Origin of the sequence: Micromonospora inyonensis (genome assembly GCF_900091415.1) — a bacterium.
Classification (GTDB): Bacteria; Actinomycetota; Actinomycetes; order Mycobacteriales; family Micromonosporaceae; genus Micromonospora; species Micromonospora inyonensis.
Genome location: NZ_FMHU01000001.1, coordinates 1508119 through 1527074, shown reverse-complemented (window position 1 = coordinate 1527074; position 18956 = coordinate 1508119). Strand labels below are relative to the sequence as shown.

The 18956-nt window shown below is 72.1% G+C and carries 18 protein-coding genes; 7 read left to right on the top strand and 11 right to left on the bottom strand.

All coding sequences use genetic code 11. The annotated features are described in order from the left end of the window. Positions 1-61: 61 nt before the first annotated feature. Positions 62-904, top strand: a complete 843-nt coding sequence (locus tag GA0074694_RS06950; protein WP_091453604.1) for an IS5 family transposase — start codon at positions 62-64, stop codon at positions 902-904. Positions 905-1415: 511 nt separating this feature from the next. Continuing rightward, entirely contained in the window at positions 1416-1955 is a 540-nt protein-coding gene (locus tag GA0074694_RS06945; protein ID WP_091454186.1) for a MarR family winged helix-turn-helix transcriptional regulator, read from the top strand. A gap of 337 nt (positions 1956-2292) precedes the next feature. Here the strand turns inward: GA0074694_RS06945 and GA0074694_RS06940 are convergent, their stop codons facing one another. The 5 genes from GA0074694_RS06940 to GA0074694_RS30750 all read right to left on the bottom strand — a co-directional run bounded on the left by GA0074694_RS06940 (position 2293) and on the right by GA0074694_RS30750 (position 9366). Beyond that, positions 2293-4872: an ATP-binding protein gene (locus tag GA0074694_RS06940; protein WP_091454180.1), complete on the bottom strand. Its 2580-nt coding sequence runs from the start codon at positions 4870-4872 to the stop codon at positions 2293-2295. A gap of 274 nt (positions 4873-5146) precedes the next feature. Continuing rightward, entirely contained in the window at positions 5147-6301 is a 1155-nt protein-coding gene (locus GA0074694_RS06935) for an acyl-CoA dehydrogenase family protein (protein WP_091454176.1), read from the bottom strand. A 76-nt stretch (positions 6302-6377) separates the two neighbouring features. Further along, positions 6378-7910 carry an acyl-CoA carboxylase subunit beta gene (locus tag GA0074694_RS06930; protein WP_091458774.1) on the bottom strand — a complete coding sequence of 511 codons (1533 nt, stop codon included), beginning with the start codon at positions 7908-7910 and terminating at the stop codon, positions 6378-6380. A 161-nt stretch (positions 7911-8071) separates the two neighbouring features. After that, positions 8072-8986 carry a hydroxymethylglutaryl-CoA lyase gene (locus GA0074694_RS06925; protein WP_091454173.1) on the bottom strand — a complete coding sequence of 305 codons (915 nt, stop codon included), beginning with the start codon at positions 8984-8986 and terminating at the stop codon, positions 8072-8074. Positions 8987-9168: 182 nt separating this feature from the next. Beyond that, entirely contained in the window at positions 9169-9366 is a 198-nt protein-coding gene (locus tag GA0074694_RS30750) for a hypothetical protein (protein ID WP_141713987.1), read from the bottom strand. Positions 9367-9732: 366 nt separating this feature from the next. Here GA0074694_RS30750 and GA0074694_RS06920 point away from each other — a divergent pair, with 366 nt between their 5' ends. Further along, positions 9733-10626, top strand: a complete 894-nt coding sequence (locus GA0074694_RS06920; protein WP_091454170.1) for a hypothetical protein — start codon at positions 9733-9735, stop codon at positions 10624-10626. A gap of 27 nt (positions 10627-10653) precedes the next feature. Here the strand turns inward: GA0074694_RS06920 and GA0074694_RS06915 are convergent, their stop codons facing one another. The 5 genes from GA0074694_RS06915 to GA0074694_RS06895 form a co-directional block, all read right to left on the bottom strand. Next, complete coding sequence (locus GA0074694_RS06915; RefSeq protein ID WP_091454167.1) at positions 10654-11991, bottom strand: acetyl-CoA carboxylase biotin carboxylase subunit; 1338 nt, start codon at positions 11989-11991, stop codon at positions 10654-10656. Between the two features lie 59 nt (positions 11992-12050). Then, the gene (locus tag GA0074694_RS06910; protein ID WP_176737806.1) at positions 12051-12677 is read right to left on the bottom strand and encodes a TetR/AcrR family transcriptional regulator; all 627 of its coding nucleotides are present in this window, start codon (positions 12675-12677) and stop codon (positions 12051-12053) included. Between the two features lie 96 nt (positions 12678-12773). Continuing rightward, the gene (locus GA0074694_RS06905) at positions 12774-13676 is read right to left on the bottom strand and encodes a sulfurtransferase (RefSeq protein ID WP_091454163.1); all 903 of its coding nucleotides are present in this window, start codon (positions 13674-13676) and stop codon (positions 12774-12776) included. Between the two features lie 69 nt (positions 13677-13745). Then, on the bottom strand, positions 13746-14195 hold the full coding sequence (locus GA0074694_RS06900) for an imidazolonepropionase-like domain-containing protein (protein WP_091454159.1): 450 nt from the start codon (positions 14193-14195) through the stop codon (positions 13746-13748). A gap of 4 nt (positions 14196-14199) precedes the next feature. Further along, positions 14200-14967, bottom strand: a complete 768-nt coding sequence (locus tag GA0074694_RS06895; protein WP_091458770.1) for an SGNH/GDSL hydrolase family protein — start codon at positions 14965-14967, stop codon at positions 14200-14202. Between the two features lie 143 nt (positions 14968-15110). Between GA0074694_RS06895 and GA0074694_RS06890 the strand changes: the two genes are divergently transcribed. The 4 genes from GA0074694_RS06890 to GA0074694_RS06875 all read left to right on the top strand — a co-directional run bounded on the left by GA0074694_RS06890 (position 15111) and on the right by GA0074694_RS06875 (position 18576). Continuing rightward, positions 15111-16877, top strand: a complete 1767-nt coding sequence (locus GA0074694_RS06890; RefSeq protein WP_091454155.1) for a proline--tRNA ligase — start codon at positions 15111-15113, stop codon at positions 16875-16877. Between the two features lie 60 nt (positions 16878-16937). Further along, entirely contained in the window at positions 16938-17363 is a 426-nt protein-coding gene (locus GA0074694_RS06885) for a CBS domain-containing protein (protein WP_091454151.1), read from the top strand. A 76-nt stretch (positions 17364-17439) separates the two neighbouring features. Then, complete coding sequence (locus GA0074694_RS06880) at positions 17440-17868, top strand: SufE family protein (RefSeq protein ID WP_091454148.1); 429 nt, start codon at positions 17440-17442, stop codon at positions 17866-17868. A gap of 72 nt (positions 17869-17940) precedes the next feature. Next, positions 17941-18576, top strand: coding sequence for a DsbA family oxidoreductase (locus GA0074694_RS06875; protein WP_091454145.1), 636 nt, complete (start codon positions 17941-17943; stop codon positions 18574-18576). A 133-nt stretch (positions 18577-18709) separates the two neighbouring features. On the opposite strand, the gene GA0074694_RS06870 is transcribed toward GA0074694_RS06875, so the two are convergent. Further along, positions 18710-18892 carry a hypothetical protein gene (locus GA0074694_RS06870; RefSeq protein WP_091454141.1) on the bottom strand — a complete coding sequence of 61 codons (183 nt, stop codon included), beginning with the start codon at positions 18890-18892 and terminating at the stop codon, positions 18710-18712. Positions 18893-18956: the final 64 nt, after the last annotated feature.

Sequence of the window (18956 nt, the reverse complement as noted above, 5' to 3'; positions counted from 1 at the left end):
GATGCAGACACAGAACTGGTGATCATGAAGTTGCTGACGCTCCGTGATCACGGGAGGTTCTGTGCCTGCCATCCCAGCATGGCTGATCGAGCCGTTGTGGGTCCAGTTCGCCGCGCTGCTCCCCGATCGGCCGACCTACCAACCGACACATCCGCTGGGCTGTCACCGCAAGCGGATCGATGACCGCATCGTGTTCGACAAGCTGGTCCAGGTGTTGCGGTTCGGCTGCGCCTACGAGGCGATCGCCGATGCCACCTGTTCGGCCACCACGATCCGCGGCCGCCGTGACGAGTGGATAGAGCTTGGGGTGTTCGCCCAGCTCAAACAGATCGCCCTGGACGCCTACGACCGGCTCGTCGGCCTGGTCCTCGACGACATCGCCGTGGACGGCTGCATCACCAAGGCTCCCGGCGGCGGCGAGGCCGCCGGACGCTCACCGGTCGACCGGGGCAAGCAGGGCATGAAACGCTCGTTGATGGTCGACGGCTACGGCATCCCCCTCGGCCGGGTCCTGGCCGGCGCGAACCGACACGACTCACCCCTGCTCGGCCCCACCCTCGACCACCTCGACGACCTCGGCCCACTACCCCAGGCCATCACGGTGCACCTCGACGCCGGATACGACTCCCAGGTCACCCGCGCCCTGCTGGCCGAGCGCGGCCTGACCGGTGAGATCGCCCACAAGGGCGACAAGGCGCCCATCCAGGCGAGCCAACGGTGGCACGTCGAACGGACGAACAGCTGGCACAACGCGTTCAACCGGCTGCAACGCTGCTACGAACGAACAGAGAAGGTCATCGACGCCTTCTTCGACCTCGCCGACGCGATCATCACCGTCCGCAGCCTCATCCGGCGTGCATGGACCCTCTACCGGTGGAACAACCGACCCGCCCGCCGCCGATGATCAACAACCATTCCGCGCGACCTCTCAGTCACCAAGCCAGCCGAAGGATCAAGTGACGTTGGAGTATTAGGAGCGCCGTCCCCGCCGGGACCAGCGGCCGCGGCCCGTGGTCGACACGGGTCGCCTCCGTGGTCCGGCGGAGCGGCGTCCGCCGTATCCCTACCCGGTCGCGGCCGGCACGGCACAGGACGTTCAACGAGCAACCCGTGACAAATCGCACCCGTCCCGCCGCACACGATCCATCCCTCCGGTACGGGCACCCTACCTTCTATCCACATTCGTTGATGAGCGGGAGACGCCCGGGGCGTTCCGCCCAGCGACCTTCGGCCAGCAAGAACCAACCCACTTGTGACCTTGGTCCAGCATGGGGGTGCCACGCGACGACATGGCCGCCCTCGGGCGTCCAACGGGTATCACGACCGGGCCGTCACCCTGGCCGACCACAGTTGTTTGTATTAACAGATATCCTCCGAACAAAATCTTCCTAGTCAATGACTGATAGGATGCCCGAGTGACCAAGAACGTCTTCGACGACCCCCGGATCACCGCCGTCGGCCTGCTTGTCGAGGCGCATGCCGGCCTGTCGGCCCGATTCGCCTCGCAATATGAGGAAAATGGCCTTTCCGCTGTCGAATTCGAAGTGCTCACCCGACTCGCCCGTTCCCCGGGAAACCAACTGCGGATGACCGACCTGGCCTCCCAGACCTCGCTCTCCACCAGCGGTGTGACCCGGGTGGTCGACCGGATGGAACGGGACGGGCTGCTCTGCCGCCGGGCCTGCCCCTCCGACCGTCGCAGCTCGTACGCCGTCGTGACCCGGTCGGGCCTGGACCGGCTCAACGACACCCTGCCCGGGCACCTGACGATCATCGAGCAGTGGTTCACCGGCCAGCTCGAACCGCACGAACTGGAGGCGCTGCTGCACGCACTCCGCAAGGTCCGCGACTCGGTGCACCCGGGCGCCACGGCGGGCAGCCAGGTCTCTGCCCCGGACAATGAGGAGCTGGCGAAACCGGACCATTCCGTGGTCCGTTCCGGACGGCGGCGCTAGCGGAACCGCATCGGGTCGGACGGTCGGTGGCAGCGGGGCGCACCGGCAGAACGACCGGCAGAATTGACCGACGCCCCATCATCATCCCGGAGGAAATGGACAAGAACTTCCAAGGGCCCCCGCTAATCTTCCCCCCAGCGGGGATACCGGGGGGGTGACGGCGCGAGCGATGAGCGAGGGGTAGCACCACAAAGGGGGCTTCTTCGCTCGCGCCTTCCCGCAGCACGACCACCCCGGCTGCCGGTCTAACACTCACCAGCTGCCGGTCGACAGACCAGCGGCTTCCGGTGTTCCGCCGGTCGACTTCGCCGGCATCCGCCCGATGATGGGCGCCGCTTCAGGAACGGGCCGCCGTCAGGGCGTAGAGCAGCGCCTCCTCCTGGGGCAGCAGCCGGATCCCGTTCTCCTGGCAGACCTTGTGCAACCGGTCGAGCAGCGTGCCGTCCCCCGTGCTGGCGGCCAGTCCAACCAGCGCCTCCACGGCGCTGCGCCGGCCCCGACCGACCGCCTCCGACGCCGCCGCAAACCACTCCGCGGCCATCTCCCGGTCCCCCCGGTGCAGCGCGATGGTCGCCTCCAGCAGCGCGGACACGCCGTCCTCGACGCGGCCGGCACCCCACTGCGCCGGTACGGTCGCCCGGAGTTCCGCCAGCACCTCACCCGCCTCGGCGAACCGCCCGTCCTGCGCGAGCGCGAGTCCGACCGTGCCCAGTGCCCGGCGGCGGTGCCCCGGCTCGCCGAGTTCGACGAGTGCCGCGAGGGCGCGTCGCCCGTGCCCGACCGCGTCGGCGTACCGGCCCTCCAGGCGGGTCACCTCGGCCAGGTCCACCCGGGCCAGCACCCGGATCCGCTGCTCCCCGCACTGACCTGCCAGCCGGTCGGCGGCGGCCAGCCGCCGCCGTGCCGCGGTCAGGTCGCCGGCCCGGGCGTCGTGCCAGGCCAGGCCGCGCTGGGCCACCGCCATGTCACGCGGCCGGTCGTGCCGCCGGGCCATCGCCAGCGTGGCCTCCGCCTGCTCGCGAGCCTCGTCGTGCGCGCCGCCCCAGATCAGGAGCGTGCAGAGGACGCCCCGCGCGTCGAGTTCCCCCGCCACGTCCCCGAGGCGGCGGAAGACCGCGAGCGCGTCCCGGGCCGCCAGGACGTCCACCGGGTCGACGTCGTACACCGCGGTGAGCCGGGCCAGCCCGAGCGCTGCCGAGGCGCGTACCGCCGGACCGGCGTCGGCGGTACGCGGATCGGCCAGGAGCCGGCGCAGCCACTGCCGCCCGGCGCCGTCCCGCCCGCGCAGCCGTAGCCAGCGGGACAGGGCCGCCGCCAGGCGCAGGGCGGTGTGCGGGTCGTCGCCGGAGGCGTGGGTGAGGGCGGCCACGATGTCACCGGTCAGCTCGTCGAGCCGGTGCAGGGCCCCGATCATCCTGGGGCCGGTCAGCTCCGGTTCGGTACGGACCACCAGCCGCAGGACGATCTGCGCGTGCCGGCGTCGGACACAGGTCTCCTCGCCGGCCGCCACCAGCTGCTCGGTGGCGAAGTCCCGTACCGCGTCGAGCAGCCGGAACCGGAACGACCCGGTGCCCCGGACGCTCAGCAGCCCCAGCTCCAGGAGGCGGTCGAGCAACGGCACCGGGTCGACGGCCGCCTCCGGCCCGTCCCCGGCGAGCATCTCCTCGGCCAGGCCGACGGACCAACGGTTGCGGAAGGCGGCCAGGCGGCGCAACGCCGCGCGCTCGTCCGACGCCAGCAGGCGGTAGCTGGTGGCGACCGCCTCCCGCAGGGTCACCGCGACCGCCTCTCCGGGGTACGGCGGTGGAGCCAGGTCGAGGACCCGGTCGCCGTACCGGTCGAGCAGCTCGTTGAGGTCGAGGATCCGGCCCCGGGCCGCCATCAGCTCGATGGCCAGCGGCAGCCCGCCCAGTCGGCGGACCAGCGCGGCGAGGGCGGGCAGTTCCTCCGGAGCGGGCGGTTCCCGGCGTACCTGCGCCAGGCGGGCGGTGAAGAGCCGCACCGCCGGATATCCGGCGAGGGCCTGGGGGTCCGGGTCGGTCTTGTCCTCCGGTGGCACGTCGAGCGGGGGCACCGGCCAGACCCGCTCACCGGGCAGACCGACCGGTTGCCGGCCGGCGGTGAGTACCCGCAGCTCGGGCAGGACCCGGGTCAACCGGTCCAGGGCCTCGGCCACCGCCTCCGGCGCCCGCTCCACCGCGTCGACGAGGAGCAGGGCCGGTACGCCGGTGAGCCGGGCGACGAGTTCGGTCGGACCGGTGACGCCGAAGACCGTCGCCGCCGCGGAGAGCACGCAGACGGCGTCGGACCCCTCACCCACCAGTACGCCGGCGATACCGCCGGGATACCGGTCGGCCACCTGCCGGGTGACCGCCAGGGCGAGCGCCGACTTCCCGACTCCGGCCAGTCCGACCAGACTCACCACGGGCGTGCTCCGGCCGCGCCGCAGCAGCCGGGTCAACTCGGTGAGGTCGTGGTCCCGACCGATCAGGTCGACCGGGGGTGGCAGGTCCACGGAGAGTCCGCAGAGCGGATCGGTCTCCTCGGATCCGGATCGGGCGACCGGCACGGTGGCCGTCGCGGCGACCACGGCCGGAGCGACCCCGGCCGGCAGGAGCGCGGCCGGCGGGGCCGCCTCCTCGGGCAGGTCGGTCGCCACCCGGCCACGGGCGGCTTCCCGGAAGGCGGCGCGGTCCGGGCCGTTCAGCCCGAGGGCGTCGGCGAGCAGATCGACGGTGGTCCGTTGTGGTCGCGACGAACGGCCCCGCTCCAGGTCACGGACGGTCCGTACGCCGATCCCGGCCCGCGTCGCCAACTCGGCCTGGGTGAGGCCGGCGGCGAGCCGGTGCCCGCGCAGCAGTGCCGGCAGGACGGCACCACCGGCCGAACTCCGCGAACGACCATGATCGGGAGTCATGGGCAGGAAGCGTACGGACAGGGTACGACGTTCCGCAGCCGAACGTCGCACTGCCGACGGTGCGCTGAGGGATATCCGACAGTAGGCACCGCCCCGGTCGGCGGAGGTGCCCATCCGACCACTTGTGGATCAATGAGCCACGACCGCACAGAATCTTCCCGCAAGGTGATCGACGACCGGGCGGACCGACGCAGCCTCCCGGCCCGCCGTCCGACGTGGACGTGGCCGGTCGGCCCGACCCCGGACGCACGGTCAGCGCGCGCCGGGGACCTCGTCACATGCCCAGGTCGCGGGCGATGATCATGCGCTGGACCTCGCTGGTGCCCTCACCGATCTCCAGGATCTTGCTGTCCCGCCAGAACCGGGCGACCGGGTACTCGTTCATGAAGCCGTACCCACCGTGGATCTGGGTGGCCTCCCGCGCGTTGTCCACCGCGACCGTGCTGGCGTGCAGCTTGGCGATCGCCGCGTGCCGCTTGAACAGCTCGCCGGCGAGCATCCGCGCCGCCGCGTCGTAGTACGCCAGCCGGGCGGTGTGCGCCTTCAATTCCATGTCGGCGATCTTGAACTGGATCGCCTGGTAGTTGCCGATCGGCTGGCCGAACGCCTGGCGCTCCTTCGCGTACTTGATCGACTCGTCGACGCAGCCCTGGGCGAGGCCGACGGCGAGCGCGGCGATGGCGATCCGCCCCTCGTCGAGGATCCGCAGGAACTGGGCGAAGCCACGGCCCCGCTCGCCGAGCAGGTTCTCTGCCGGCACCCGGCAGTCGTCGAAGGTCAGCTCGTGGGTGTCCGAGGCGTTCCAACCGACCTTGGAGTACCCGGGCGCGACGGTGAAGCCCGGCGTACCGGACGGGACGATGATCGTCGACAGTTCCTTGGCGCCGTCCGGCCGGATGCCCGTCACGGCGGTGACGGTGACCAGCGCGGTGATGTCGGTGCCCGAGTTGGTGATGAACGCCTTCGAGCCGTTGATCACCCACTCGTTGGTGCTCTCGTCGAGGACCGCCCGGGTCTGGGTGCCCCCGGCGTCCGAACCGGTGCCCGGCTCGGTCAGGCCGAAGCCGGCCAGCGCCTCGCCGCTGAGCAGCTTCGGCAGCCACCTGCGCTTCTGCTCCTCGGTGCCGAACCGGTGGATCGGCATCGCGCCGAGCGAGACCGCCGCCTCAAGGGTGATCGCCACACTGGAGTCGACCCGGGCCAGCTCCTCCAGGGCGAGGCAGAGCGCGAAGTAGTCGCCGCCCATGCCGCCGTGGTCCTCGGGGAAGGGGAGCCCGAAGAGCCCCATCTTGCCCATCTGGCGGATCACCTCGTACGGGAAGGTGTGCCGCTCGTAGTGCTCGGCGATGACCGGCGCGACCACGTCCCGGGCGAAGTCCCGGACGCTTTCCCGCAGCGCCTCTTGCTCCTCGGTGAGCCGGAAGTCCATGGGTTCCTCCTGGTGGACGGGCTGCCCCCGGCCGCTCGTGACGCCGGGTGCAGCGAGGTCGTACCGACGTCGTGGCTCAGACCGGGGTGACGCCGTGCCGACGCCGGGAGAAGTGGCGGTCCTTGCTCCGCGCGGCGGTGAACCGGCGGATCAGCTCGGCCCGCAGGTCGTGCGGCTCGACGATCGCGTCGACGACCAGTTCGCTGGCGAGCCGGACGACGTCGATGTCCCGCTCGTACTCCTCACGCTTCGCGGCGACGAAGGCGGCCCGCTCGGCCTCGTCCCCGATGGCGGCGATCTTGTTGGCGTAGACCGCGTTGACCGCCGCCTCCGCGCCCATCACCGCGATCTTCGCGGTGGGCAGGGCGATCGTCGCGTCCGGCTCGAACCCGGGGCCGGCCATCGCGTAGAGGCCCGCGCCGTACGCCTTGCGGACCACCACGCAGATCTTCGGTACGGTCGCCTCGGAGATCGCCGTGACCATCTTCGCGCCGTGCCGGATGATGCCCTGCTTCTCCACCGCGCTGCCGACCATGAACCCGGGCACGTCGGAGAGGAAGAGCAGCGGCACGTTGAACGCGTCGCAGAGCTGCACGAACCGGGTCGCCTTGTCGGCCGAGTCGACGAAGAGCACCCCGCCCTTGAACATCGAGTTGTTGCCGACCACGCCGACGACCTCGCCGTTCAGCCGGCCGAAGCCGATGGTCAGCTCCCTGGCCCAGAGCGCCTGGATCTCGAAGAACGAGCCGTCGTCGAGCAGGCCCTTGACGTACCGCCGCATGTCGAACGCCTGCCGCTCGCTCGCCGGCACCAGCGCGGCCAGGTCGGCCTTGGCCGGTGCCTCGACGGCGGGTGCGGCCGGCGGAGCCTGCGTCCAGTTCGCCGGCAGGTACGACAGGTAGCGCTTGACCACGTCGAGCGCCTCGGCCTCGGACTTGCAGAGGAAGTGGCCGACACCGGACTCGGCGCAGTGCACCTTTGCCCCGCCCATCGCCTCCAGCGTGGTCTTCTCCCCGGTGACCATCTCGACCATCCGGTCGGAGCCGAGGTACATGCTGGCGTTGCCCTCGACCATCGCGACCACGTCGCAGAACGCCGGAATGTACGCCCCGCCGGCGGCGCTCGGCCCGAACAGCGCGCAGACCTGCGGGATCGCCCCGGAGGCGCGGACCTGGTTCCAGAAGATCTTGCCGGCGCCCCGCCGGCCGGGGAAGAGGTCGACCTGGTCGGTGATCCGCGCGCCGGCCGAGTCGACCAGGTAGACCATGGGGACACTGGTGTCGTACGCCCGCTCGATGATCCGGATGATCTTCTCGACGGTACGCGCGCCCCAGCTCCCGGCCTTGACCGTGGAGTCGTTCGCCATCAGGCAGACCTGCCGCCCGTCGATGGTGGCGGTGCCGGTGACCACACCGTCCGCCGGCAGGCCGTCGGCCATCGCGTTGGCGTAGAGGCCGTCCTCGACGAAGGACCCCTCGTCCACCAGGAGCGCGACCCGCTCCCGGGCGAAGAGCTTGCCCTTGGCCGCGTTGGCCGCGTGGTACTTGTCCGCGCCCCCGGCGCGGGCCCGCTTCCGGAGCTGCTCCAGTGCCTCACCGTCGAGCGTCACGCCGACCACCTCGCCGCGTCTGCGGGCCTGGGGGCCCCACCCACCTGAACGATCGTTAGGTTACCGCACACCCGCTCCTCCGGCGACCACACCCCCGCCCGGCCCTCCCGTCCCGGGCGGGGCGACACGAGACGGAGAGCGGACGGGGGTGGGAAACGGGATCAGGGGGTGGGGAGGGGAGTGAGGCGGCTGCGGGGGCCGGCGCGGAGGACCCCGGAGGGAAGCTGCCGACCGACGAGTCGCTCGGCCAGCTCCGCCACCTCCAGCAGGGCGTCCAGGTCGATGCCGGTTTCGACGCCCATGTCGTGGAGCATGTGCACGGCCTCCTCGGTCGCCAGGTTGCCGCTCGCCCCCGGCGCGTACGGACACCCGCCCAGACCGCCGATGCTGGTGTCGAACTCGGTGACCCCGAGTTCCAGCGCGGTCAGCATGTTCGCCAGCGCCGTGCCCCGGGTGTTGTGGAAGTGCAGCAGCACCGGGATGTGCGCGTTGCGGTCGCGTACCTCGGTCAGCAGCTCGCGGACCCGGCGAGGGGTCGCCATGCCGGTGGTGTCACCGAAGCCCACCCGGTCCGCACCGTCGCGGACCACCCGGTCGACGATGCCGGCGACCCGGCTCGGGTCGATGTCCCCCTCGTACGGGCAGCCGAAGCTGGTCGCGACGATCACCTCGGCCTGCGCGCCCGCACCGTGCAGCAGGTCGATCAGCTCGGCGATGTCGTCCAGCGACTCGTCGGTGGCGCGGTTGACATTGCGCCGGTTGTGCGTGTCGCTCGCCGAGACCACCACCTCGATCTCGGTGAACCCGGCGGCGAGGGCACGCTGCGCTCCCCGGATGTTCGGGACCAGGGCGGAGTAGCGCACCTGCGGTGCCCTCGTGATCCGTCGCCACACCTCGTCGGCGTCGGCCATCTGCGGAATCGCCCCCGGCCGCACGAACGACACCGCCTCGATGCGCCGTACGCCGGTGCCGGAGAGGGCGTCGAGCAGTCGCACCTTGGCATCGGTCGGGATCGGCTCCTCGTTCTGGAGGCCGTCGCGCGGCCCGACCTCGCGGATCGACACGGAGTCTGGCATCTGGCTCAACGGTCACCTCACTGTGACATGGGTCGGTGGACCTGTTCCCGCCGACCGCTGCTCTGCTGCACCGGTGCTGCCGACGTCCGGTGGCCGGACGTCGGTGTCGTCTCCCAGGGAAGCAGAGCGGCGGGGTCGGATGCCAGCGGGGCACGGCCCGATCACGGGTGGTTCCGAACACGTCAACGACGGGCGGCTCCCTCCCGCCACTCCGCGACGGACCTGAGCACGACCGAGAGGACACCGGCGCAGGTGGCCACGTCCTGCCGGCCCATGAGCACGGCCACCACCCCCGCGCCGTCGACGCAGAGCGACGCCCGGCGCAGCATCCCGACCACGCGCCGACCGTCGTCCGACCGACGCCTGCCACTGCCATCCATCAGTTTCCTCCCGGGACCGGTTCCGCCACGGCGGGATCGACAGCCGCCGTCACGGCGACCGGGATCCGCACGCGTTCCTGCGGTGCGCGACCGGGACAACGAGCGGCCCGGAAGATCCGTCCGGGGTTCTGGCCGGGTCCCCGCCCGCCGCGCCCGGCCAGCGGAGCGCGCCCCGGGCCGGACATGACGGGCACCCGGTCCGGTAGCGGACCGCCGTTCCGCCGGCCGTCCTACCCGGACAGTCGCCCGGCCAGAAACTGACCGGTTACGCAGCACAACGCCCCCGACCGTCGATCGGAAAGGGTAGAAATACGGGTCCGGGCCACGAGTCCTGGGAAGAGGACCGATCGTGGGGAGAGGACCGACTTGACCATCGACAACGATGCGGCGTCGCGGTTCCGGGGGTGGCCCCGACGACGGCTCGTCCCACGGGGGGAACTCGCGGCGGACTACCTCGCCACCTACGGCTCCGCCACCGTCGCGGAGTACGCCCTGGCCGTACGGGACGTCGTCGAGAGCTGCCCGGGGATCGGGCCGGTCGACACCTGGCGCAGGCTGGCGGAGCGGATCTGCCGCGACCATCCGTACCGCGACCCGGGCAGGTGGCGGCGGGACCTCTCCCGACACTTCACCACCGAGTCGAAGGGACCGCCGTGGCGGACCGTGGTCCTGGTGGTGGAGCACACGCTTCCGCAACCGGAACGGGCAGCCGCCCTGCACCGGTTCGCGGACCTCTACGAGGCCGCCCGGGGCGAGCGACCACCGACGGGCGACGGCCCCCACCCGTCCGGGGACGGGGCGACCACGCCGGGTTCCGCCGTCCTGGACCAACGGGTGCTGGCCCGGCTGCGCCACGAGAACGCCCGGCTCCGACGGCAGCTCGCGATCGTCCAGGAGCGGCTGGCGGCGCGCGAGGCCGAGAACGGCCGGCTTCGGGCGGCCCTCGACCGCCGGGGGTCAGGACACGGGCAGCCGCCGGACGGCCGCTCCGTCGAGCAGCAACGCGGGAGCCGCAACGACGGGCACTTCCCGGCCGGAAGCGCCGAACCCGGGCCGGCACGGACCGGCCGACGGCACGTGCCCCGGCCGGACGCCGTGGCGCTGGAACGGCCGGGAACGGTCTCCGACGAGGCGACCTGGTGGATCGAGGGGGTCTGGCACCGGACCGACGCGGATCCGGCGGTGGGCCGGCCAGGGCGTACGCCGGGCGTGCCGGAGCGGTTCCCCGCACCGGCTCCGCCCTGGCAGCCGTCGCCCTGACCGGCCCCCGCGGTCGGCGTCGGACGGTCAGCGCATACGGCCGACGATGCCGGTGTCGTAGTCGCCGGAGACGAACTCGGCGTGCTCCAGCAGCTCGGCGAAGAAGGGCAGGTTGCACTTCGGGCCGACGACCTCGAAGCCCGCCACCGCGGTGCGCGCCCGCTCGATCGCCTCGTCCCGGTCCGCGCCGAAGACGATCAGCTTCGCCATCAGGGAGTCGTAGAACGGGGTGACCGTGTTGCCGGCGACGTAGCCGGAGTCGACCCGGACGCCCTCGCCGGCCGGCTCGGTCCAGGTGGCGATCACGCCCGGGCCGGGCAGGAAACGCTTCGGGTCCTCGGCGTTGATCCGCAGCTCGATGGCGTGCCCGCGCGGGGTGAGCGCGTCCGGGTCGAAGGTCGGCGCGAGACCGGCGGCGACCCGGATCTGCTCCTCGACCAGGTCGACCCCGTGGACCAGCTCGGTCACCGGGTGCTCGACCTGGAGCCGGGTGTTCATCTCCAGGAAGAAGAACTCGTTCGTCGCGGGATCGAGCAGGCACTCGACCGTGCCCGCGTTGCGGTAGCCGACCGCCTCACCGGCCCGGACGGCCGCCGCGAGGAAGCGCTCGCGCAGCTCGGGCGAGACCGCCGGGGAGGGGGACTCCTCGACCAGCTTCTGGTTGCGCCGCTGCACCGAGCACTCCCGCTCGCCGAGCGCCACCACCCGGCCGTCGGCCAGGCCGAGGATCTGCACCTCGACGTGGCGTACCCGGGGGAAGTACCGCTCGATGAGCACCGAGCCGTCGCCGAACATCCGCTCGGCGAAGCTCCGCACCTTGTCGTACTCGGTGCGCAGCGCGGCCTCGTCGGGCGCCACGCCCATGCCCATGCCGCCGCCACCGGCCGCGGCCTTGACCATCACCGGGTAGCCGATCTCCGCCGCCGCGACCACCGCCGCGTCGAGGTCGTCCGCCGGGTCGGTGGTGCCGGGCGCGACCGGAACCCCGGCCGCCGCCATCAGGTTCCGGGCGTTGATCTTGTCACCCATCGCGGTGATCGCGTCCGCGCCGGGTCCGACCCAGATCAGCCCGTTGTCCTCGACGGTACGGGCGAAGTCCGCGTTCTCCGACAGGAAGCCGTAACCGGGGTGGATCGCCTGGGCTCCGGTGGACTTCGCGGCGGCGATGATCGCCTCGGCGTTACGGTAGCTCTGGGCCGGGTTCGCCGGCCCCACGCACACCGCCTCGTCCGCCTCGGCGACGAACGGGAGTCCCGCGTCCGCCTCCGAGTGGACCGCCACCGTCCGGATCCCGAGCCGGTTCGCGGTACGGATGATCCGACGGGCGATCTCGCCGCGGTTGGCGACCAGCAGCGACTCGATCATGTTTCCTCCAACGTCCTGGGGTGGTGGACGATGTCAGGAAACCACGCGCCAGGCGTCTCCTACGAGTCGGTCGGCGCGAGCAGGGCGGCGAGTGTCGCGCCGCGCAGCAGCTCGGCCCGGCGCTGCCGGTCCACCTCGCCGCCGAGGAAGGGCGTCGAGTTCATCAGACCGAACGCCGCGTGGGCGAGCACCCGCGCCTCGCCGTCCGGCAGCCCGGGGTGCAGGGCGGTCAGCATGGTCACCCACTCCTCCACGTAGAGGCGCTGCAACCGGCGGATCGTCCGGCGGGGCTCGTCGGGAAGGCGGTCCAGCTCGTGCAGGTGCAGGGCGATCACCGCCGGATGCGCCAACGCGAAGTCGACGTGGAAGTCGATCAGCGACTCCAACGCGCCGCGCGGGTCGTCGGGGTGCGCTGCGGCGCGCTCCCGACCACCGGCGAGCAGCCCCTCGCTGACCGGGATCAGCGCCGCCGCCAGCATCGCCTCCTTGCCGGCGAAGTGGTGGTAGAGGGCCGGGCCGGTCACTCCGGCCGCCGCGCCGATGTCGTCCATCGAAACGCCGTGGTACCCCCGGGCGGCGAAGAGGCCGACCGCGATGTCGAGGATCTCGTCCCGGCGGGACCGTCGCCGACCCGTGCCCGTCGTACCGTTGGCCCCGCCCCGTGCCGCCTGTTGCTCCACCGTCACCCGGCAAGCGTAATCCGATGTCAACCGCCCCGCCCCGGCCGGCTTACCGGCGCGGGTCCAGCCCACCCGGCGGCGCATCCGGGCGGGCGGGCACGGTCACGGGTTGAGGCCGCCGGGCTGGTCGCCTCGGACGACGGGAGCCCGGACCAGGTTGCCCCACTCCGTCCACGAGCCGTCGTAGTTGCGTACCTGCGGATAGCCGAGCAGGTGCCGCAGGACGAACCAGGTGTGGCTGGACCGCTCGCCGATCCGGCAGTACGCGATCACGTCGTCGTCCGGGCTCAGCCCCAGCTGGTCGGCGTAGATCGCGCGCAGCTCCGCCGCCGAGCGGAACGTCCCGTCGGAGTTCGCCGCCGACTTCCACGGCTTGTTCACCGCCCCGGGAACGTGCCCACCGCGCAGCGCGCCCTCCTGCGGGTAGTCCGGCATGTGCAGCATCTCGCCGGTGTACTCGCCGGGGGACCGGACGTCGACCAGCGGCCGACCGGCCGCCACGTGTGCCATCACCTGCTCGCGGAACGCCCGGACCGGCGCGTCGTCGCGGGTGGGCACCGGGTACTCGGCGCGCGGGCGGGTCACCTTCTCCCGGGTCGTCTCCCGTCCCTCGGCGATCCACTTCTGGCGTCCGCCGTCGAGCAGGCGCAGGTCCCGGTGACCGAAGAGGGAGAACACCCAGAGGGCGTACGCGGCCCACCAGTTGAAGTTGTCCCCGTAGAAGACCACGGTGTCGTCCCGGCCGATGCCCTTGGCGGCGCACAGCTCGGCGAAGCTCTTCGCGTCGAGGTAGTCCCGGGTGACCTGGTCGTTCAGCTCCAGGTGCCAGTCGATCTTGACTGCTCCGGGAATGTGGCCGGTGTCGTAGAGCAGCACGTCCTCGTCGGACTCCACCACCACCAGACCCTCCGTGCCGAGGCGCTCGGCGAGCCACTCGGTGGTGACGAGACGTTGCGGGTCGGCGTACGACTGGAGACGGGGGTTCGGGTCGCTCGGCACAGCCATGAGCCCCAAGGTACGCCCGATCGGCGCGCCCGGCGCGGGAACCGGATCGGCACGGACGGCGTACCCGGTTCAGGCGCGACGGTGCACCAGCCGCCCGGCCACCACGGTGGCGACGCAGCGTCCGTCGTCGGCCAGGACGGCCAGGTCGGCCCGCCCGCCGGGAGCCAGCGGCACCGATCCGGGAACGGCGAGCACGGCCACCTCGCTCCGCTCGACCACGGCCCGCAGGCCGGGCTCGTCGATTTGGGCCGCCAGCACGGCGGTCGCGCCGACCCGGAAGAGCGCGTGCACCCGCTCCCGTGGGGTCGGGGCTGGCGGCAGTGGACCGTCGTGCACCCGCCCCGGGCCGAGCGTGCCGGCCCACCGCCGTACCCGGGCTCGCGGGTGCGCCCCGAGCAGGTCGTCGACCGGCCCGACGGCGGCGATCCGGTCCCCGGTCACCACGACGCCCCACCCGGGCACCGGTTCGCCGTCGTGTCGCTGTCGCAGCAGGGTGGCCGCGTGGACGGTGGTCGCCACGGCGTCAGTCCGAGACCGGGCCGAGCTGCGGCCGTTTCGGGGTGACGAGGTCGCCCGAGGACCGGCCGGTCAGCCGCCGTTTGAGCCAGGGGGCCAGGTGCCGCCCGGCCCACCGCAGGTCGGCCGCGCGGGCCGCCAACCACGGCGTCGGCTCCGGGTGCGGGGGCACGAGCAGCCACTCCTCGTCGCAGCCCACCCCGAGCGCGGTCAGCACCTGCCCGGCCACCCGCCGGTGCCCGGCCGCCGACAGGTGCAACCGGTCGGTGCTCCACAGCAGCGGGTTGAGGTAGGCGTCGTCCGCGTACAGGTCGACCAGGATCGCACCGTGCCGCTCGGCGGTCTCGCCGACCGCCCGGTTGAGCAGCTGCACGCGGGGCGCCACCATGCGCTGGCCGGGCAACCGGGCCATCACGTCGGCGAACCGGAACAGCAGCACGTCCGCGCCGTCGGCCCGCAGCCGCCGGACCGTGTCGTCGAAGCGGCTGACCAGCGTCTCCGGGTCGAACCCGCGACGCAGCACGTCGTTGCCGCCGGCCGCGAAGCTGATCAGATCCGGGCGCATCGCCAGCGCGGCGGGCACCTGGTCCGCCACCACCTGCGGGAAGAGCTTGCCCCGGACGGCGAGATTCGCGTACCGGAAGTCGGGGCCGGCCCCGGCGGCGAGCCGGGTGGCCACCAGGTCCGCCCAGCCCCGGTAGGTGCCGTCCGGGTACGCGTCGTCCATGCCCTCGGTGAAGCTGTCCCCCACCGCCACGAAGCTGCGCCAGCGCACGCCGCCCCTCCCGTCGAGTTCCGGTGCGGGCACCAGTCTCCCACCGGGCACCGCCGCGACGACGCGCACCGGCTCCGACGTGTGCCACCGCACCCCGCGACAAACCGGATGGACGGGCCGCGCTCCCGTCGTACGCTGCGCCCATGATGCTGAGGATGTCGACGCTGCTGCTGCGGACCCTTCGGGAGGACCCGGCGGACGCGGAGGTGCCGAGCCACCGGCTGCTGCTGCGCGCCGGGTACGTCCGCCGGGCCGCTCCGGGCGGCTACACCTGGCTGCCGCTGGGCAAGCTCGTGCTGGACCGGGTCACCGAGGTCGTCCGGTCGGAGATGACGGCGATCGGTGGTCAGGAGGTGCAATTCCCGGCGCTGCTGCCGGCCGAGCCGTACCAGACCAGCGGACGGTGGACGGAGTACGGCGACGACATCTTCACCCTGGCCGACCGGCGCGGCGCACCGCACCTGCTCGGCCCGACCCACGAGGAACTTGCCGCGCTGCTGGTCAAGGACCTGTTCACCTCGTACCGGGACCTTCCGGTGACGCTCTTCCAGGTCCAGACCAAGTTCCGGGACGAGGCCCGCCCCCGGGCCGGCCTGCTGCGCGGGCGCGAGTTCCTGATGAAGGACGCCTACTCGTTCGACCTGGACGGGGCGGGACTGGCCGAGGCGTACGCCCGGCACCGCGCCGCGTACCAGCGCATCTTCGACCGCCTGGGGCTGGAGTACACGGTGGTCACCGCGATGTCCGGGGCGATGGGCGGCTCGGTCTCCGAGGAGTTCCTCGCCACCACCGAGGTCGGCGAGGACACCTACGTCGCCTGCACCGCCTGCGACTACGCCGCCAACACCGAGGCGGTGACCACGCCCGCCCCGCCGGCCGGCGCCCCGGACGCGCACCCGGCCGCCACCGTGCACGACACCCCGGACACCCCCACCATCGCCTCGCTGGTCGAACTGGCCAACGCCCGCCGCCTCGGCGGCCGGGACGACTGGACCGCAGGCGACACGTTGAAGAACGTCGTGCTCGCCGTCCGCCGGCCGGGTGCGGAGGAGACGGAACCGCTGGTCGTCGGGGTGCCCGGCGACCGGGAGGTGGACCTGAAGCGGGTCGGCACGGCGCTGCACCCGGCTACGGTCACCGTCTTCGACGGCTTCGCCGACCGGCCGGAGCTGGTCCGCGGCTACATCGGTCCGCAGGTCATGGCGAAGCTCGGCATCCGTTACCTGGTCGACCCCCGGGTGGTGCCCGGCACCGCCTGGCTGACCGGGGCCAACGAGCCGGGTCGGCACGCGGTCGACGTCGTCTGTGGACGCGACTTCGCCCCCGACGGCACGATCGAGGCGGCCGACGTACGCCCCGGCGATCCCTGCCCGGCCTGCCCGGACGGGCAACTGACCATGCGCCGGGGCATCGAGATCGGGCACGTCTTCCAGCTCGGCCGCCGGTTCACCGACGCGTTCACGGTGGACGTGCTCGGTCCGGCCGGCAAGCCGGTCCGGCCGCTGATGGGTTGCTACGGCATCGGCATCTCCCGGCTGGTCGCCACGATCGCCGAGCAGCACCACGACGATCGGGGGCTGTGCTGGCCGGCGGTGGTCGCGCCGTGCGATGTACACCTGGTGGCGGCGGGGAAGGGGCCGCAGCTCGACGCGGCGCTCGACCTCGGCGCACGCCTCGCCGCCGCCGGCCTGCGGGTGCTGGTCGACGACCGCACGCACGTCTCGGCCGGGGTGAAGTTCACCGACGCCGAGCTGATCGGCATCCCCCGCACCGTCGTGGTCGGTCGCCGTCACGCCGACGGGTACGTGGAGTTGCGCGACCGCGCCCGTGGCGACCGTACGGAGCTGCCGGTCGTCGAGCTGACCAGTGCGCTCACCGGACTTTCGGCAGTGCCGTCCGACCTGGTGTAGCGATGTCGCCACTGGGTACCGCTGTCACATCTGCTGGGTCGACCCTCGGAGGCTCTCGAAATGTCCGGTTACCGGGTCAGTGACGTGATGACCCGACAGGTGGTCTACCTGTCGACGGAGACACCCCTGGACGAGGCGGCCAGGGTGATGAAGGAGGCGGACATCGGCGACGTGGTCGTCACCGACGGCGCCACCCTCGCCGGCATGCTCACCGACCGGGACATCGTGGTCCGGGCGGTGGCCGAACGCAGCGACCCGGCGACCACCACGATCGGCTCGATCGTCACCCGTGAGGTGGTGATGATCGACCAGCACTGTTCGACGGCCGAGGCGGCGGCCCTGATGCGCGAGCGTGGCGTCCGGCGGATTCTGGTCTGCGACGCCGACCGCAAACTGGTCGGGATCGTCTCCCTCGGTGATCTGGCGACACAGTTGGATCCGAACTCGGCCCTCGGCGAGATCAGCGAGAAGGCACCGACGGCGTGAGGTGTTTGCAGGGGGCCCTTCCTACCGTTTTCTGTCGAGGAGGGGCCCCCTGCAAACACGCCGGTAGCCTGGCGACATGCCCGAGATGCCGTCCAAGCTGGCCGAGATCGTCGATGAGTTCGCCGCTGCCCCACGCGAACTGGTGCTCGAGATGCTGTTGGAGTTCGCCGACGTCATTCCGCCGCTCCCGCCCGGGCAGGTCGACCGCGAGGGCATGGAACAGGTGCCGGAGTGCCAGACGGCGTTCTTCCTCCGCGCCCGGGTCGCCCCGGACCGGACGGTGACCACCCTCTTCGACTGCCCTCCGGAGGCCCCGACCACCCGGGCCTTCGCCGGCATCCTGGCCGAGGGACTGGCCGGCGCCAGCGCCGATCAGGTGCTCGCCGTACCCGACGACCTGTACCAGCGGATGGGTCTCGCCCAGGCGATCAGCCCGTTGCGGGTACGCGGCGGCACGGCGATCCTGGCCCGACTCAAGCGGCAGGTACGCGAGCAGGTCTCCTGAGGTGACCCACCGCGCGGGGTGTGACCGCCCGCGCCGGGAACACATCCACCGGAGGGCGGGTTGATCCGGGGCATGGAGATCGAGGTCTACGCCGACGTGGTCTGTCCCTGGTGCTACGTCGGAAAGCGCCGGTTGGAGCAGGCGCTGGCGGCGTACGACGGTGACGTGACCCTCCGCTACCGGCCGTTCCAGCTCGACCCGAGCCCGGTGCCCGAGCCCCGTCCGCTGCTCGACGGGTTGGCCGCGAAGTTCGGCGGAGTGGAACAGGCCCGGCAGATGGCCGACCACGTCGCCGGGGTGGCCGCCGGTGTCGGACTGAAACTGGACTTCGACCGGGCGGTCACCGCGAACACGTTCGACGCGCACCGACTGATCCGGTTCGCCGACGCGCGGGGCCGGGCCGCCGAGACGATCGAGGGTCTCTTCAAGGCCCACTTCACCGACGGCGTCGACATCGGCTCACGCTCCGCTCTCGCCTCGGTGGCCGCCAGCGTCGGCCTGGACGCCCCCGAAGTCCGCGCCTTCCTCGACTCGGACGCCGGGGTCGCCGAACTTCAGGCGGAACTGGCCGAGGCCCGGAGTATCGGGGTGACCAGCGTGCCGACCTTCGTCCTGGCCGGCAGGTACGCGGTCAGCGGCGCCCAGGAGCCGGAGACACTCCTCGCCGCCCTGGCCGAAGTGGAGCGCCGCGAGTCGTCGGACGGTTGACGGGCCACACCCGCCGCCCGCCATTCGGGTGGCCGATGTTTCACGTGCAACAACATCGACGCACGTTCATATTCGACGGCCCTGGCAGGCCGAAGGTCGGCCAGCGGGAACCGACCTCCGTGGCCCGACACCGTCAGTTGCCGGCAAGGAAATTCTCCGGCACGAAGGGTCGCTCCTGCGGTGGGCCGGGGCGCAGCGTCTCCGCCCGGCGGACCTCCAGGTCCTCCAGAGCGTGCCGAACGGCCACCCGGATCACGCCGTAGAGGAAAACGAACCCGGCGACGTACAGAATCATGGTGACGACCAGTGTGAGCATGCGGCCACGGTAGGGCGAACATGAGCCACTGACGGGTTCATCCCGGCGGCTTCCCCCGGACGGG

Coding starts and splice junctions, on each gene's coding strand:
- GA0074694_RS06915 (WP_091454167.1), bottom strand. CDS start 11,991: ATGATCGAGTCGCTGCTGGTCGCCAACCGCGGCGAGATCGCCCGTCGG.
- GA0074694_RS06870 (WP_091454141.1), bottom strand. CDS start 18,892: ATGCTCACACTGGTCGTCACCATGATTCTGTACGTCGCCGGGTTCGTT.
- GA0074694_RS06935 (WP_091454176.1), bottom strand. CDS start 6,301: ATGGACTTCCGGCTCACCGAGGAGCAAGAGGCGCTGCGGGAAAGCGTC.
- GA0074694_RS06875 (WP_091454145.1), top strand. CDS start 17,941: ATGGAGATCGAGGTCTACGCCGACGTGGTCTGTCCCTGGTGCTACGTC.
- GA0074694_RS30750 (WP_141713987.1), bottom strand. CDS start 9,366: ATGGATGGCAGTGGCAGGCGTCGGTCGGACGACGGTCGGCGCGTGGTC.
- GA0074694_RS06890 (WP_091454155.1), top strand. CDS start 15,111: ATGATGCTGAGGATGTCGACGCTGCTGCTGCGGACCCTTCGGGAGGAC.
- GA0074694_RS06925 (WP_091454173.1), bottom strand. CDS start 8,986: ATGCCAGACTCCGTGTCGATCCGCGAGGTCGGGCCGCGCGACGGCCTC.
- GA0074694_RS06885 (WP_091454151.1), top strand. CDS start 16,938: ATGTCCGGTTACCGGGTCAGTGACGTGATGACCCGACAGGTGGTCTAC.
- GA0074694_RS06880 (WP_091454148.1), top strand. CDS start 17,440: ATGCCCGAGATGCCGTCCAAGCTGGCCGAGATCGTCGATGAGTTCGCC.
- GA0074694_RS06905 (WP_091454163.1), bottom strand. CDS start 13,676: ATGGCTGTGCCGAGCGACCCGAACCCCCGTCTCCAGTCGTACGCCGAC.
- GA0074694_RS06940 (WP_091454180.1), bottom strand. CDS start 4,872: ATGACTCCCGATCATGGTCGTTCGCGGAGTTCGGCCGGTGGTGCCGTC.